At 64.4% G+C, this 14,624-nt stretch carries 11 protein-coding genes; 5 read left to right on the top strand and 6 right to left on the bottom strand.

All coding sequences use genetic code 11. The features are described from left to right. Window position 1 precedes the first annotated feature (1 nt). Window positions 2-1,657 carry an MFS transporter gene (locus tag FSZ31_RS09430; protein WP_147123088.1) on the bottom strand — a complete coding sequence of 552 codons (1,656 nt, stop codon included), beginning with the start codon at window positions 1,655-1,657 and terminating at the stop codon, window positions 2-4. A gap of 150 nt (window positions 1,658-1,807) precedes the next feature. Here FSZ31_RS09430 and FSZ31_RS09425 point away from each other — a divergent pair, with 150 nt between their 5' ends. Continuing rightward, window positions 1,808-3,595 (top strand): sensor domain-containing diguanylate cyclase, encoded by a 1,788-nt coding sequence (locus FSZ31_RS09425; protein ID WP_147123087.1) that lies wholly within the window; start codon window positions 1,808-1,810, stop codon window positions 3,593-3,595. Here the strand turns inward: FSZ31_RS09425 and gor are convergent. Next, window positions 3,592-4,938, bottom strand: coding sequence for a glutathione-disulfide reductase (gene gor / locus FSZ31_RS09420; RefSeq protein ID WP_147123086.1), 1,347 nt, complete (start codon window positions 4,936-4,938; stop codon window positions 3,592-3,594). The two genes, FSZ31_RS09425 and gor, sit on opposite strands and share 4 nt — an antisense overlap. A 122-nt stretch (window positions 4,939-5,060) precedes the next feature. Beyond that, window positions 5,061-6,569: a glucose-6-phosphate isomerase gene (gene pgi, locus FSZ31_RS09415; RefSeq protein WP_147123085.1), complete on the bottom strand. Its 1,509-nt coding sequence runs from the start codon at window positions 6,567-6,569 to the stop codon at window positions 5,061-5,063. A 135-nt stretch (window positions 6,570-6,704) separates the two neighbouring features. Here pgi and lepB point away from each other — a divergent pair, with 135 nt between their 5' ends. The 3 genes from lepB to era are packed head-to-tail and all read left to right on the top strand — an operon-like array spanning window position 6,705 to window position 9,159. After that, window positions 6,705-7,589: a signal peptidase I gene (gene lepB, locus FSZ31_RS09410; protein WP_147123084.1), complete on the top strand. Its 885-nt coding sequence runs from the start codon at window positions 6,705-6,707 to the stop codon at window positions 7,587-7,589. After that, the gene (rnc, locus tag FSZ31_RS09405; protein ID WP_236643744.1) at window positions 7,586-8,269 is read left to right on the top strand and encodes a ribonuclease III; all 684 of its coding nucleotides are present in this window, start codon (window positions 7,586-7,588) and stop codon (window positions 8,267-8,269) included. The genes lepB and rnc overlap by 4 nt, the downstream gene beginning before the upstream one ends. Next, window positions 8,266-9,159 (top strand): GTPase Era, encoded by an 894-nt coding sequence (gene era / locus FSZ31_RS09400; protein WP_147123083.1) that lies wholly within the window; start codon window positions 8,266-8,268, stop codon window positions 9,157-9,159. Before rnc ends, era begins: the two co-directional genes overlap by 4 nt. A gap of 42 nt (window positions 9,160-9,201) precedes the next feature. Here era and topA read toward each other — a convergent pair whose 3' ends face one another. The 3 genes from topA to plsY form a co-directional block, all read right to left on the bottom strand. Further along, window positions 9,202-11,787 (bottom strand): type I DNA topoisomerase, encoded by a 2,586-nt coding sequence (gene topA / locus FSZ31_RS09395; RefSeq protein ID WP_147123082.1) that lies wholly within the window; start codon window positions 11,785-11,787, stop codon window positions 9,202-9,204. Between the two features lie 100 nt (window positions 11,788-11,887). Next, window positions 11,888-13,006 (bottom strand): DNA-processing protein DprA, encoded by a 1,119-nt coding sequence (gene dprA / locus FSZ31_RS09390; RefSeq protein WP_147123081.1) that lies wholly within the window; start codon window positions 13,004-13,006, stop codon window positions 11,888-11,890. Next, window positions 13,006-13,623, bottom strand: coding sequence for a glycerol-3-phosphate 1-O-acyltransferase PlsY (gene plsY / locus FSZ31_RS09385; protein ID WP_147123080.1), 618 nt, complete (start codon window positions 13,621-13,623; stop codon window positions 13,006-13,008). Before plsY ends, dprA begins: the two co-directional genes overlap by 1 nt. Before the next feature lie 125 nt (window positions 13,624-13,748). On the opposite strand from plsY, the gene murI reads away from it, so the two are divergent. Next, on the top strand, window positions 13,749-14,561 hold the full coding sequence (gene murI, locus FSZ31_RS09380; RefSeq protein WP_147123079.1) for a glutamate racemase: 813 nt from the start codon (window positions 13,749-13,751) through the stop codon (window positions 14,559-14,561). The last annotated feature ends 63 nt before the right edge of the window (window positions 14,562-14,624 follow it).

The following is a 14,624-nucleotide window of genomic DNA, read 5'->3' as shown; positions in this document are numbered from 1 at the left end:
TTCAGGCGGGGCTTTCGCTCGAATCGTCGAAATCGGTGGGCGGCCCCGAGGGGATACCCCACCAGCCGACGACCAGGGCAATCGCGACGAACACCCAGGTGTACCACAGGCCGGCATAGGCATTGCCTGTCTTGGCGATGATGTATCCCGCGATCAGCGGCAGGAACCCACCGAAATAACCCGCGCCGATATGATAGGGGATCGACATCGAGCTGTAGCGGATTTGCGGCGGGAACATCTCGGCAAGCAATGCCGCGACCGAGCCGTAGGTCATGCCCGACAACATACCGAGGACGAGCAGGACCGCACCGATCGCGATGAGGTTGGCGAGCGGCGGGTTCTGCGGTGAGAAATCATAACCGGCGTCCTGCAGGGCGGTTTGCAGGGCTGTGCGTCGTGCCGCCGCATCGTCCCAGGGATAACCATCGAGCGGGAGCGCCATGGAGCCAGCCGCGACGCCCAGCGTATCGCTGGTTTCGAGCGCATAGGGAACGCCGCTCGTCGTCAGGTCCTGGAGCAAGCGCCCGCAGCGCGTGGCCTGTTCGCTGGCGAAGGGATCATACCTGCAGTCGGGTCCCGACACGACCACGGGGGCCGCGCTGGCCGAATGGCTGAGCGCCGGGTTGGCAAGTTCACCCATCGCCCAGAAGGCGGGAAACAGCAGGATCAGCGCGAGGATATTGCCCCAGATGATCGGCTTCTTCCGCCCGATCCGGTCGGAAATCCGGCCCCAGACGAGGTAAAAGCCCATCGACAGGAAGCCGGCGATCCCGACGGTGATTTCGGCGACCGTCGCATCGACGCGCATCGGGCCCTTGAGGAACGACAGGCTCGAAAAGAACGCGGTGTACCAGATCGTCGTCAGGCCGGCGGTGATGCCGAACAATGCGACAAACAGGCGTTTCTTGTTGCCCGGATAGGTGAAGCTTTCGACGAACGGGTTTTTCGCCATCGTGCCCGCTTCCTTCATCGCCTTGAAGACCGGGCTCTCGCTAAGCTTGAGCCGCATCCACAGCGAGACTGCGAGCAGCAACAGCGACAACAGGAAAGGCACGCGCCAGCCCCAGGCGGCAAAATCGTCGGCCGGGATCAGATATCGACAGGCAAGCACAACCGCGACGCTCAGCGCAAAGCCGCCGACGACGCTCGCCTGGATGAAGCTGGTGTAATAGCCGCGCTTCTCGACCGGGGCGTGTTCGGCGACATAGGTCGTCGCGCCGCCATATTCGCCGCCGAGTGCGAGCCCTTGGAGGATGCGAAAGGCGATAACGATCGCTGGTGCAGCAAGGCCGATGGTCGCGGCGCTCGGGATCAGGCCGACACCTGCGGTTGCAACACCCATCAGCGTGACGGTGACGAGGAAGGTGTATTTGCGACCCAGCCGGTCGCCAAGATAGCCGAACAAGATCGCGCCGAGCGGACGAAAGCCGAAGCCGACGGCAAACCCCGCCCAGACGAGCAGCAGTTGCAAAGTCTCGTTGTCGGCGGGAAAGAAGGCCTTGCCGATCAGGCTGGCGAGCGTGCCGTAGATGAAAAAATCATACCATTCGAACACCGTCCCGATCGACGACGCGGCGATAACCAGTCTGATGTCGCGTGCGCTAGGTTCGCCCGGCGCGGGCTGTCGATCGGCCGCAATGGCTCCCTGTTCACTCATCTTCCCTCCCCCAACTGATGTGGCGAAGAGGTTATGCGCGCCGCGCGCCGCGATGCAAGCCGGACGTGTCTGTCGCGGGCAGGCCGATGACGACCCAAAATACCGCAATTGGAAAACGCCATATTAACTGTTCAAAACTAGGCATGGCGCGTGACCAGACGATTCACCTTTGGCCTTGGCGGTGCGTGGTTGCGCGCCATAATCATCGGCCTGATCTATTTCGTTGCCGCTTCGGCAACGATCATGTCGACGCGTTTCGGCGGCGGTGTTGCATTCATATGGGTGGCGACCGCGATCTTGCTCGCCGAATTATCACTGAGTTCTCCCAAGCGTTGGGTCCGGCCACTGCTCACCTGCGGCATCGCGAGTTTCATCGCCACCAGCGTTTTCGGGTTCGGCCTGTGGGCGGCAGGCCCGCTCGCCGTATTCAACCTGACTGAAGCGGTCATCGGCGCGGCGCTCTTACGCCGGCTCAACCATCGCCGTGGCCCGCTCGCATCACTCCATGACGTCGTCTCGTTCGTCGTGGCCGCTGGTATTGTTGCGCCCGCGATTTCCGGGCTGGGCGGGGCTTCGATTGCCGCGGTCCTCGGCCTCGATTACTGGTCCAACTGGGCCAGCTGGGTCGCTGGCCATGCGCTCGGTACGGTCGCGTTCGCACCAATCGTCGGCGCGGTAATGCGCAGCGACACGCACAAATTTGTGATCGGAGCGAAACGGCGGACGATCATCCAGAACGGTACCATGCTGGTGCTCATTTTCGTCACCGACGTGGCGGTGTTCTGGCACAACTCGCATCCGCTTCTGTTCCTGCCGATCCTGGTGGTGATGATGGCGACGATTTGGCGCGGCCAGTTCGGCGCGGGCGTTTCGATCGTCATGCTGGCCTTGGTCGGCGGATTCTTCACGGTCGCAGGTGCTGGCTCGACAGCGCAGACGACCGAAGCCATTGCCAGTGCGACGGTGTTTTTCCAGTTCTACCTCGCCGTAACCGTTCTCACCGTCCTGCCCGTTGCCGCCGACCTCACACGCCGCAAGCTGCTGCACGAAAAGCTGTTGGCGAGCGAGGCGCGCTATCGCCTTGTGACCGAGAATTCGAGTGACCTCATTCTCAATCTCGATCCGGACGGGACGATCCTGTACGCCTCGCAATCGATTGCCGAATTGGGCGACTACAGCGCCCGCGACCTTGTCGGCATGCGTGGTTCGGACCTCGTGCTCAAGGAGGACCGCCACGATACCAATGCGATTTTTGTCGAAGCGCTGTCGCATCCGGACCAGACGTTTACCTCAGAATTTCGTGGCGTGGGTCGAGATGGCACAACCATATGGTTCGAAATGCGCTGTCGCGGCGTGGTCGACGACGACGGTTCGATATCGGGCGTGGTGAGCTCGATTCGCGACATCGCCGATCGCAAGGTTCTCGAGGACCAGTTGACGCATGAAGCCTCGACCGACTTCCTGACCGGCCTGCCCAACCGGCGTGCCTTTATGGGCCAGCTCGAAACACTCTCGAACGATCTGTCGGCCGGCAATCGGGGATGCGTCGCGATCGTCGACCTCGATCATTTCAAGTCGGTCAACGACCGCCATGGCCACCTCGTCGGTGACGAGATTCTTCAAAGCTTTTCCCGATGCGCATCAAGCGTCCTGCGCGGGGCCGATGTGATCGCGCGCATCGGCGGCGAGGAATTCGGCCTGATATTCTACGGCGCGAGCATCGAGCAGGCGACGGCGATCTGCGAACGATTGCGCAGCCAGATCGAGGGCATGCGGTTCCACGGCGCGAGCGACGATGTTCCGATCAGGCTGACGATCAGTGCTGGCGTCGCCGAGCTCAAGCACGGCAGGCTTATCGGAGACGTATTGGCCGGCGCAGATGCCGCGCTTTATCGAGCGAAGGCGGCCGGCCGCAATCGGCTTGCGCTCGCCGCCTAACGCAGCAGGACGAGCTCTTCCGACATACTCGGGTGGAGCGCAACGGTATTATCGAAATCGGCCTTGGTCAGCCCCGCCTTGACCGCGACAGCGGCGGCCTGGAGAATCTCGGGCGCATCGGGTCCGATCATGTGCAGGCCGACGACCTTGTCGTTCGAAGCATCGACGATCATCTTGTAGAGGCTGCGTTCGTTGCGCCCGGCGAGGACATTTTTCATCGGGCGGAAATCGGACGAAAAAACCTTGATCGCGCCGAGCGTGTTGCGCGCCTCGCCTTCGGTCAGGCCGACGCCGGCAAGCGGCGGGTGCGAGAAGACGGCCGACGGAATGCAGTCGTAATCGACCGTGCTCGGATTGTTGTTGAACACTGTTTCGGCGAACGCTTGTCCCTCGCGGATCGCGACGGGGGTGAGCTGGACGCGGTCGGTAACGTCGCCGACGGCATAGATGCTCTTGATGTTCGACTGGCTGTATTCGTCGACCTTGATCGCGCCATTGTCGGCAAGTTCGACCCCGGCGGCATCGAGGCCCAGGCCTTCGGTATGCGGACGGCGTCCGATCGCGAACAGGACGAGATCGACATCGAAGCTGTCGTGTTCGGCCAGCTTGACGCCGAAACTGCCGTCCTTGTGCTTGACGATCTTTTCAAACGGGCAGTTGAGGCGGAAATCGATCCCTTTCGTCATCGATATCTGCAGCAGGCGGTCGCGCAGCGTCTCGTCATAGCCGCGCAGGATCTTGTCCGAGCGGTTGACGATCGTCACCCTGCTGCCGAGCGCATTGAAGATGCCGGCGAATTCGTTGGCGATATAGCCTGCTCCGGCGATCACGACACGCTTGGGCAGGGCATCGAGGTGAAAGACCTCGTTCGAAGAGATGCCGTATTCCGAACCGGGAAAGTCGGGCATGACCGGCCAGGCGCCCGTCGCGACGAGGATCGTCTTGGCCGTCACCGTCTTGCCGCTCGCCAGCTTCACCTCATTGGGTCCGGTCAGCACCGCGCGTTCATGCAGGATCTCGACGCCATGGCTTTCGAGCGTATCGGTATAGGCAGTATTGAGCCGGTCGACATCTGCGAGCACATTGTCGCGCAGCGTCAACCAATTGAATTTCGGCGTGCCGACGTCCCAGCCGAAGCGCTTGGCGTCTTCGAGATCCTCGGCGAAATGCGCCCCATAGACGAGCAGCTTCTTGGGCACGCAGCCGCGGATGACGCAGGTCCCGCCAACCCGAAACTCCTCGGCGATGGCGACCTTGGCGCCGAACGAGGCCGACACGCGCGCGGCGCGGACGCCGCCCGATCCGGCACCGATGACAAACAGGTCGTAGTCGAACTTGGCCAAGGTATTTTCCTCAATTTGCGTAAAACGGTCGGTCGAAGGCGCATATGGGGTGGCGTGTCTGCTTGTGCCAATCGACTTTGCCGATCAGCGCAATCGCTGCCCTGCCCACTGAGCCGGCGATGTCAGGGGGTCAGCCCGGCGAGCTTCATCAGCGCGGCAGTCGAGGGATCGATATCGCCTGCTCCCTCGTCCATCCGCCGCGCCATATCCTTGCCGAGCTCAACGCCGAACTGGTCGAAGGGATTGATCCCGAGCAATGTCGCGTTGACGAACGTGCGGTGCTCGTAAAACGCAAGCAACGCGCCGAGTGTGCGGGCATCGACATCATCAAGCAGGATCGTCGTCGAGGGGCGGTCGCCGGGATAGTCGCGCGCCCGATCGTCGGCGTTCGCCCTGCCCGTCATCAGCGCTGCGCCTTGTGCAAAGCAGCTGGCGAGCAGCATCGCGTGATGTTCGGGGGCGAGCCCGTCGCCCGCGGCAATCGAAGCGACGAATTCTACGGGTATGATATGCGTCCCCTGGTGGAGCAGCTGGAACACAGCGTGCTGCGCATCGGTCCCCACCCCGCCCCAGACGATCGGCGCGCTCGGTCGGTCGAGCGGTTTGCCGCCGCTGGTCACGCGCTTGCCGTTGCTCTCCATTTCGAGCTGCTGGAGATATGATGGTAACAGGCGCAGCCGTTCGTCATAGGCGAACACCGCGCGTGTCTCATGGCGGCCGACCTGGGCATAATAGAGGTCGGCGAAGGCGGCCAGCGCGCAGGCATTGAGCGACCAGTCGGCGAGGCGGAAATGGCGGTCGATCTCGGCCGCGCCCTCGAGCAATTCCTCGAACTCCGACCAGCCGAGCGCCAATGCGATGGGAAAACCGATCGACGACCATAGCGAGTAGCGACCGCCGACGGTCCGCGAGAAAGGCAGGATACGCGTTTCGTCGATTCCCCAGGCGAGCGCCTTCTCCGGGTCGGCAGTGAGTGCGACGAACTGGCCATAGGGATCTGCCACCCCTTCGGCGCGCAGCCATTCGAGCGCCGAGGCGGCGTTGCGCATCGTTTCGCTGGTCGTGAACATCTTCGAAGCTACGACGACCAGCGTGTAGCGGGCATCGAAGCGCTCGATTGCGTCTTCAAGTGCGAGTCCGTCGACGTTTGATACCACGGCGACGCCATAGCGGTCGCTGGCGCGATAGAGCGCGTCGATGACGAGATCGGGGCCTAGCGCCGACCCGCCGATCCCGATATGGATGATATGCCGGATCTCGCCAAGCGCACCGGCTTCCATCGCGTCGATGAGCGCACGCATCCGGACATGGAGCTGGCGCGCGATCGCGACGCTGTCAGCATTCCCTTCGCCACGCTCGGCACTGTGTTCGGCCGCGCGGCGCTCACTCGGATTGACGATGTCGCCGGCGAACAGGCGCTTGCGCGCGCCATCGAGGTCGACCGCATCGGCGAGCGCGACGAAGCGTTCGACCAGTTCGGTATCGAGGTGCGTCTTGGTAAAGTCGAAGCGGATCGCCGACTGGTCGACGACGAGCAGCTCCTGCCGGTCGGCATCGCCTTCGACCAGATCCGCGATCGGTCGCACCGCGTAATCTTCGATTGCGGTCCAGAAACCGTCGATGTCAGGCATTTTTCCTCCGGGTGCGATTTGAACCGCGGGGTTTAGCCTCCCGACCGGCGCTTCGCCAGCCATTCTCCACTGCGGGACGATCGCGCCAACAAAGGCGCTTGACGCAGGCTTGCCCTCACCTGCAATGCGCTAGCCATGACCACACGTAACGCGACCAGCCCTGCGACGGCACCGGTAAACGGCGCAAAACCAGCGCTTTCGGCCAGGCAAGAGCAGACCGATTTCCTCAAGTTCCTCGTCAAATTAGCGCTGTTCGTGCTGATCGTGAGATCGTTTCTCTTTTCGCCGTTCAGCATCCCGTCGGAATCGATGCAGCCGCGGCTGCTGATCGGCGACTATCTGGTCGTCAACAAGATGGCCTATGGCTACAGCCGCTATTCGCTGCCGTTCGGTGTACCGCTGATCCCCAGGCGCATCTTTTCCAGCCTGCCCGACCGCGGCGACGTCGCCGTCTTCAAGGCGCCGCCGACGCAGGAAGAGGACTATATCAAGCGCGTCATCGGCCTGCCTGGCGACAGGATCCAGGTGACCAACGGAGCGGTTTCGCTCAACGGCAAGCCGATCGAGCGCGTTCGCGTTGCCGATGCGATCATCCCGGTGACCGACAATATGCGCGCCGCCGCCCAGCGTGACGGGACGCTGCCGTGCTTTTTGCCGATCTATCAGGAGGTCTCGGGCGGGCGCGATGTCTGTCGCTATCCGCGCTATCGTGAAACGCTGCCCAACGGGCATAGCTACGACACGCTCGACGTCTACGATGGCGGGCCTTCGTTTCCCGACACGACGCAGGTCTATGTCGTCCCAAAGGGGCACCTGTTCCTGATGGGCGACAACCGCGATCGCAGTGCTGACAGCCGTTTCCCCGCAGTGCGCGGCCGCGGCATCGGCTTCGTGCCGGTCGAGAATCTCGTCGGCAAGGCGATGTTCACGGTGTTTTCGACCAACGGTGCGGCGCAGTGGTACAATCCGCTGAGCTGGGTCTCGGCCGCGCGCTGGGCCAGGATCGGGAAAGGGTTTTGACCCAGCAGGACCGCCTCACCGCGCTCGCATCGCGCCTTGGCATCACCACGCATGACGCGGCGCTTTATGTCGAAGCGCTGACGCACGGTTCGGGCAGCGGGCGCGATTATCAGCGGCTCGAATTTCTCGGCGACCGGGTCCTCGGCCTGTGCATCGCCGACATGCTTTACCAGCGCTTTCCCGAAGAGCCCGAGGGCATGCTGTCACCGCGGCTCAACGTCCTCGTCTCGGGCGAGATTTGCGCCGATATTGCGCGCGAAAACGATCTCGGCTCGCTCGTCATCCTCGGCAAGCAGGCCAATGACGACGGCGGCCGCGAGAGCGTCAATATTCTCGGCGACGTCGTCGAATCGCTGATCGGTGCGGTCTATATCGATCGCGGTCTCGATGCAGCGCAGGAGCTGATCGCGCGCCTGTGGGGAGAGCGCATCACCGCGCAGCATCGCGCCCCGCGTCATCCCAAGTCGGCGCTGCAGGAATGGGCCGCGGCGAACAACCGCAAGCCGCCCGAATACCGCGTGACCGAACGCGGCGGCCCGGCGCATGCGCCACATTTCACCGTCGAAGTGTCGGTCCCCAATCTCGCCAAGGCGAGCGGTGACGGCGCTTCGAAGCAAGAGGCCGAAAAGGCCGCGGCGCACGCGCTGCTTACCCAGATAGATCCGGAGGCGATGTCATGACGTCACATTGTGGGCTCGTCGCCATTCTCGGTGCGCCGAATGCGGGCAAATCCACGCTCGTCAACGCGCTGGTCGGGCAGAAGATCGCGATCGTCAGTCCCAAGGCGCAGACGACGCGCACGCGCCTGCTCGGCATTGCGATGGAGGGCGAGACGCAGATCATGCTGGTCGACACGCCAGGTATTTTCGCGCCCGAACGCCGGCTCGACCGCGCGATGGTCCAGGCGGCATGGGGCGGCGCGCAGGACGCCGACCTGCTCGCGCTCGTCATCGATGCCGAAAAAGGCATCGGCCGGCGCACCGAGCGTATCCTCAACGGCATCGTCGACCGGCCCGAGCGCAAGATCCTCGTCCTCAACAAGGTCGATGTCACGCGCAAGGACGCGCTGCTCGATACCGCTGCACGGATCAACCAGGGTGCCACGTTTGACGAGACGTTCTTCATCAGCGCGACGACGGGCGACGGCGTGGCCGAGCTCAAGACCTATCTTGCCGGCCAGATGCCCGAAGGACCGTGGCATTTCCCCGCCGACCAGGTGTCCGATGCCAGCGAACGGCTGACCGCGACCGAGATCACGCGCGAGCAACTCTATCTCCAGCTCCACGCCGAATTGCCCTATGCCAGCATGGTACGGACCGAAACCTATGCCGAGCGGCCCGACGGGTCGGTCGAAATCCACCAGCAGATCCTCGTTGCGCGCCCGACGCAGCGCGCCATCGTCCTCGGCAAGGGCGGCAGCCGGATCAAGGTGATCGGGGCCGCCGCGCGCGAGGAACTGACGCGGATCTGGGGCGTCCCCGTCCACCTCTACCTCCACGTCAAGGTCCAGGAAAACTGGGACGACAGCCGTGATGCCTATCGCGAAATGGGCCTCGACTGGGTCGAGTGATCGCGGCTCCCTCCCCCTCTTCTGAAGGGAGAGGGCCCCGTCCTATTCTGCCTTGGGAGCTTTCGTTGCGGGTGCCTTCTTGGCCGCCGGCTTCTTCGCGGCAGGTTTCTTCGCCGCGGGCTTCTTTTTCGCCGGAGCCTTCTTCTTGGCAGGCGTCTTGCGCTTTTTCTTCGCCGGGCCCTTGGCCGCGCGTTCGTCGATCAGCTGCGCCGCTTCTTCGAGCGTCAGCACGTCCTTGTCGATCGACTTGGGCAGCGTGGCATTGGTCGTGCCATCGGTGACATAGGCGCCGTAGCGGCCTTCCATCAGCTTGATCTCGGCTTCCGTGCGGGGATGCGCGCCGAGCACCTTCAACGGTTCGCGCGCGGTGCGTCCGCGCCCGACGGGGGCTTCCGCAATCTTCACGACAGCGGCGTTCATCCCGATGTCGAACACTTCCTCGGTCGTCGACAGCTTGGTGTATTTCCCATCATGCAGCAGGAACGGACCGTAACGTCCTATTCCTGCCTTGATTTCCTTGCCTGACTCGGGATGGATGCCGACTTCGCGCGGGAGCGACAGCAGCTTGAGCGCACTTTCGAGCGTCAGTTCGCCGCCAGGCAGGTCGCGCGGGATCGAAGCCCGCTTCTTTTCGTCGCCCTCGCCCATTTCGAGATACGGGCCGAAGCGTCCGACCTTCTTGGTGACGGCGAGGCCGCTGGCGGGATCGTTGCCGAGTTCCTCGGGGCCGGTGTCGGCGCCGTTGCCCTCACCGTCGGGTTGCGCAAAGCGGCGGGTGTATTTGCACTCGGGATAGTTCGAACACGCGACGAATGCGCCGAACCGGCCACCGCGCAGCGCGAGCCGTCCGTCGGCGCAGGCGGGACAGGTACGCGGGTCGGTGCCGTCATCGCGCGGCGGGAACAGGTACGACGACAGAAAGACGTCGAGCTCGGCGGTCACCTCGGACGGTTTGCGTTCCATGACCTCTTCGGTCTTGGGTTTGAAATCCTTCCAGAAATCGCGCAGCACCGCCTGCCAGTCGGCGCGGCCGCCGCTGATCTCGTCGAGCTGGTCTTCGAGCCCGGCGGTGAAGTCATAGGCGACATAGCGTTCGAAGAACCGTTCGAGGAATCCTGTGACGAGTCGCCCGCTTTCCTCTGCAAAAAAACGGTTTTTCTCGATTTTAACGTATTCGCGGTCCTTGAGGACCTGAAGCGTCGAGGCATAGGTCGAGGGACGGCCGATGCCGAGCTCCTCGAGCCGCTTGACGAGACTCGCTTCGGAATAGCGCGGCGGGGGCTGGGTGAAGCTCTGCACCGCATCGACCGACTTTTTCGCCGGCGCATCGCCGACCTTCATCGCGGGGAGCAGCGAATCGTCGTCGCTGTCGTCCTTGTCATCACGGCCCTCGGTGTAGAGCGCGAGGAAGCCGGGGAACTTGACGACCTGGCCGGTCGCACGCAGCGCGTGCTGGCCGGTGCCGTCGACGAGTTCGACCGCGGTACGCTCAAGCGCAGCAGACTCCATCTGGCTCGCCATCGCGCGCTTGAAGATGAGGTCGTAAAGCCGACCATGGTCGCCCGATCCTGCACGGTCCTTCGAAAAATCGGTCGGACGGATTGCTTCATGCGCTTCCTGCGCATTCTTCGCTTTGGTCTTGTAGATGCGGGGTTTATCGGGAACGTAGCCGCCGTCATAGCGCTCGGCGATCGCCTTGCGCGCCGCAGAGATCGCGCTGCCGTCCATCTGGACGCCGTCGGTCCGCATATAGGTGATCGCACCGTCCTCGTAGAGGCCCTGCGCGACGCGCATCGTATGGCTGGCCGAGAAACCAAGCTTGCGCGCGGCTTCCTGTTGTAGCGTCGAGGTCGTGAAAGGTGGCGGCGGGTTGCGCCGTTGCGGCTTGACGTCGACGCTTTCGACGGTGAAGTGGCCGCTCTCGATATCGGCCTTGGCGGCCATCGCATCGCCTTCGGCGCCTACCGTCAGCCGGTCGATCTTGTCGCCGCGCCAGCGCGTCAACCGAGCGACGAAGCCCTGCCCGCTCTGCTCCATCTCCGCCGAGATCGACCAGTATTCCTGCGGTTTGAACGCTTCGATCTCGCGTTCGCGCTCGACCACGAGGCGCAAAGCGACCGATTGGACGCGACCCGCCGACTTGGCGCCGGGCAGCTTGCGCCACAGCACCGGCGAAAGCGTGAAGCCGACGAGATAATCGAGCGCACGGCGCGCGCGATAGGCGTCGATCAGGTCGTGATCGAGCTCGCGCGGATGCGCGATAGCCTCGGTCACTGCCGCCTTGGTGATCGCGTTGAAGGTCGAACGCCCGACGCTCGCGGGGAGCACCTTCTTCTTCTTGAGCAGTTCGAGCACGTGCCAGCTGATCGCCTCTCCCTCGCGATCGGGATCGGTCGCGAGGATCAGGGCCTCGGCGCCCTTGGCGGCGTCGGTGATTGCCTTCAATTGCCGCGACTTGTCGGCATAGACCTCCCAGTCCATCTCGAAATTCTCATCGGGGCGAACCGAACCGTCCTTGCGCGGCAGGTCGCGGACATGGCCGTAGCTGGCGAGGACGGTGTAGCCGGGGCCGAGATATTTCTCGATGGTCTTCGCCTTGGCAGGCGATTCGACGACGACAAGTTTCATAGGGTTTTCTGTACTTTCCAGGCTCCGCAGACTGCGGCCTCACGTATACGCGCGAGGATGGTGTCGCAAATGGGCGCGCGTCAATAGGCGCAATGCACGCCTAGGCCGACAGGCTGACCCGTCCGCCGGCATGGCGTTCGAGCCGCCCGGCGAGTTCGAGTTCGAGCAGGACGGTCTGGACAGTGGCAGGCGCGCGGCCCGACTGGCGGATCAGTTCGTCGACTGCGACGGGGGTGGGACTGAGCAAGCCGGTGATCGCGCCGCGGTCGGCATCGGACGCATCGGGCGACACGGGCTCCTCGCCATAGGCGTCGCTCGGCGAGCGGGCGGCGCGCGGGTCGATCGGGCCGATACTCTCCATGACGTCATCGGCCGACTGGACCAGCGTTGCACCGTCGCGGATCAGCGCGTTGCACCCCTGCGCGCGCGGATCGAGCGGCGATCCGGGTACCGCCATCACCTCGCGGCCGAATTCGCCCGCCAGCCGCGCGGTGATCAGCGATCCCGAACGCGGCGCCGCCTCGATGACGACGGTGCCCGCGGCGAGGCCGGCAATGATCCGGTTGCGAAACGGGAAGTGGCGCGCGAGCGGCTCGGTGCGTGGTGGCTGTTCGGCGAGCAACAGCTGTTCGTTGGCGATACGTTCCTGCAGGTCGGCGTTGTCGGGCGGATAGGCGATATCGATACCGCTCGCGATGACCCCGATCGTGCCGCCCGTCCCGTCGCTGCCGCCGATCGCCCCGACATGCGCGGCGGTGTCGATCCCGCGCGCCAGCCCGCTGACGACGACCGTGCCAGTTGCGGCGAGCGCTCCGGCAAGCTCGCGCGCGAAGCGACACGCCGCCGCCGATGCATTGCGCGCGCCGACCATCGCGATCATCGGACGGGCCAGCAAGCCTGTGTCGCCGCGCAGCGTCAAGGCCGGCGGGGCGTTGTCGATCTGCGCGAGTGCGGCGGGATAATTGCGCTCGCCGAGGAACAGGTAGCGTGCCCCAGCGGCGCGAACCTGCGCCATTTCACGCTCGATATCGGCTAGCCTCGCGAGCCGCGGCGCCCTGCCCCCGCCGCGAGCGGCCAGATCGGGCAGTGCGTCAAGCGCGGCGCGGGCGCTGCCGAAGCGCGCGAGCAGCTGGCGATAGGTCACCGGCCCGATATTGGCCGATCGGATGAGCCTGAGGCGATCGACCGCTTCGTCGTTGCGGGTCGCGCCGTCGGCCATCAGGCGGCGCTGGCCCTGCTACCGCCGACCTTCGGCTCTTCACCGCGCAGCAGGCGGCCGATGTTGCTGCGGTGTTTCCACAGCACCATCAGCGCGAAGGCGAGGCCGACCGGGACGAGCTCCCAGCGATCAACGATCACCGCCGCAAACGGCCCGGCAATCGCCGCGAGCATCCCGGCGAGCGAACTAAGCCGCGTGATCGCGAGAATGACGAGCCAGGTTACGGCGTAGACGAGCCCGACCGGCCAGGCGAGCGCCAGCCAGATGCCCGCCAGCGTCGCGACCCCCTTGCCACCGCGAAACCTCAGCCAGATCGGATAAAGATGCCCGACAAAAGCCCCGACTGCCGCCAGCAGCACATCATTGGGCGAGACCGCGTGCGCGATCCATACCGCCGCGGCGCCCTTGAGCAGGTCGAACAGCAACGTCAGTGCGGCTAGGCCCTTGCGCCCGGTGCGCAGCACGTTGGTCGCGCCGATATTGCCCGACCCGATCGTGCGCAGGTCGCCCGCGCCGCTCAGCCGCGTGAGGATCACGCCAAAGGGCAGCGAGCCGAGCAGATAGCCCATCAGCAACATCGCCGCGGGGGTTTCCCAGAGCAGGTTGGTCGTCGCCATCGTTTGTAGTTTCCCCGAGTCGCCCGTTGCCGGTCATTGCGCCAGCCGTATTCCTACACCCGCTCAATGCGCTGCGGCAAATCGCGCTTTGACCAAGCGCCTCGTCCCGCTACCACGCTCGCGACATGACCGCTTCAATCCACTCCCCAGACGCGCCGATCCTGATTTTCGATTCGGGCATTGGCGGCCTGTCGGTGCTCGGTCCGATCCGCGCCCTGCTGCCGCTCGCGCCGATCGTCTATGCCGCCGATTATGCCGCGATGCCCTATGGCACCAAGAGCGAAGCGGAGATCGCGGCACGCGTCCCGGCGCTGCTCGGGCGGCTGGTCGAGCGCTTCCGTCCGCGAATTGCGGTGATTGCGTGCAACACCGCCTCGACGATCGCGCTCGACCATGTCCGCGCTGCGCTCGATATTCCCGTCGTCGGCACGGTTCCCGCGATCAAGCCCGCCGCCGCGCTGTCGCAAAGCCGCGTCATCGGCGTGCTCGGCACCGAGGCGACGGTGCGTCAGCCCTATGTCGAGCGGCTGGCGCGCGATTTCGCCGCCGATGCGACGATCCTGCGCCATGGCAGCGCTGACCTTGTCCTGGCCGCCGAGGCAAAATTGCGCGGCGAGACCCCCGACGCTGCAATCTTTGCCGACGCCATGGCCGGACTGACCGAGCAACCGGGCGGTGACGTCATGGATGTGGTGGTGCTGTCGTGCACGCATTTCCCGCTCGTAATCGACGAACTTCGCGCCGCGGTTGGACGCGACATGCACTTCATCGACGGCGGCGAGGGAATCGCGCGGCGCGTCGCCTATCTGACGCGCGACCAGGTCTGGCCTGCCGCAGCCAGCGAAGGGCGCGTGGTGTTCACCCGGCTCGACAATGCCCAGCGGCACTATAGTGCCGCGCTCGCAACCTACGGCCTGGGCGCCCCGCAATTGTTGTGACCGCGATCACCGCGCCAGTTGCGAACCGTTATCACTGGAAATTGACGCCCTTGCGCCTTATGG

The sequence above is a fragment of the Flavisphingopyxis soli genome, from assembly GCF_007995095.1.
In the GTDB taxonomy this organism is placed as follows: Bacteria; Pseudomonadota; Alphaproteobacteria; order Sphingomonadales; family Sphingomonadaceae; genus Flavisphingopyxis; species Flavisphingopyxis soli.
The sequence above is the reverse complement of the archived record's forward strand: the minus strand, read 5'-3'. Positions and strand labels throughout refer to the sequence as shown.

Coding starts and splice junctions, on each gene's coding strand:
- topA (WP_147123082.1), bottom strand. CDS start 11,787: ATGAAACTTGTCGTCGTCGAATCGCCTGCCAAGGCGAAGACCATCGAG.
- dprA (WP_147123081.1), bottom strand. CDS start 13,006: ATGGCCGACGGCGCGACCCGCAACGACGAAGCGGTCGATCGCCTCAGG.
- plsY (WP_147123080.1), bottom strand. CDS start 13,623: ATGGCGACGACCAACCTGCTCTGGGAAACCCCCGCGGCGATGTTGCTG.
- lepB (WP_147123084.1), top strand. CDS start 6,705: ATGACCACACGTAACGCGACCAGCCCTGCGACGGCACCGGTAAACGGC.
- pgi (WP_147123085.1), bottom strand. CDS start 6,569: ATGCCTGACATCGACGGTTTCTGGACCGCAATCGAAGATTACGCGGTG.
- murI (WP_147123079.1), top strand. CDS start 13,749: ATGACCGCTTCAATCCACTCCCCAGACGCGCCGATCCTGATTTTCGAT.
- FSZ31_RS09430 (WP_147123088.1), bottom strand. CDS start 1,657: ATGAGTGAACAGGGAGCCATTGCGGCCGATCGACAGCCCGCGCCGGGC.
- era (WP_147123083.1), top strand. CDS start 8,266: ATGACGTCACATTGTGGGCTCGTCGCCATTCTCGGTGCGCCGAATGCG.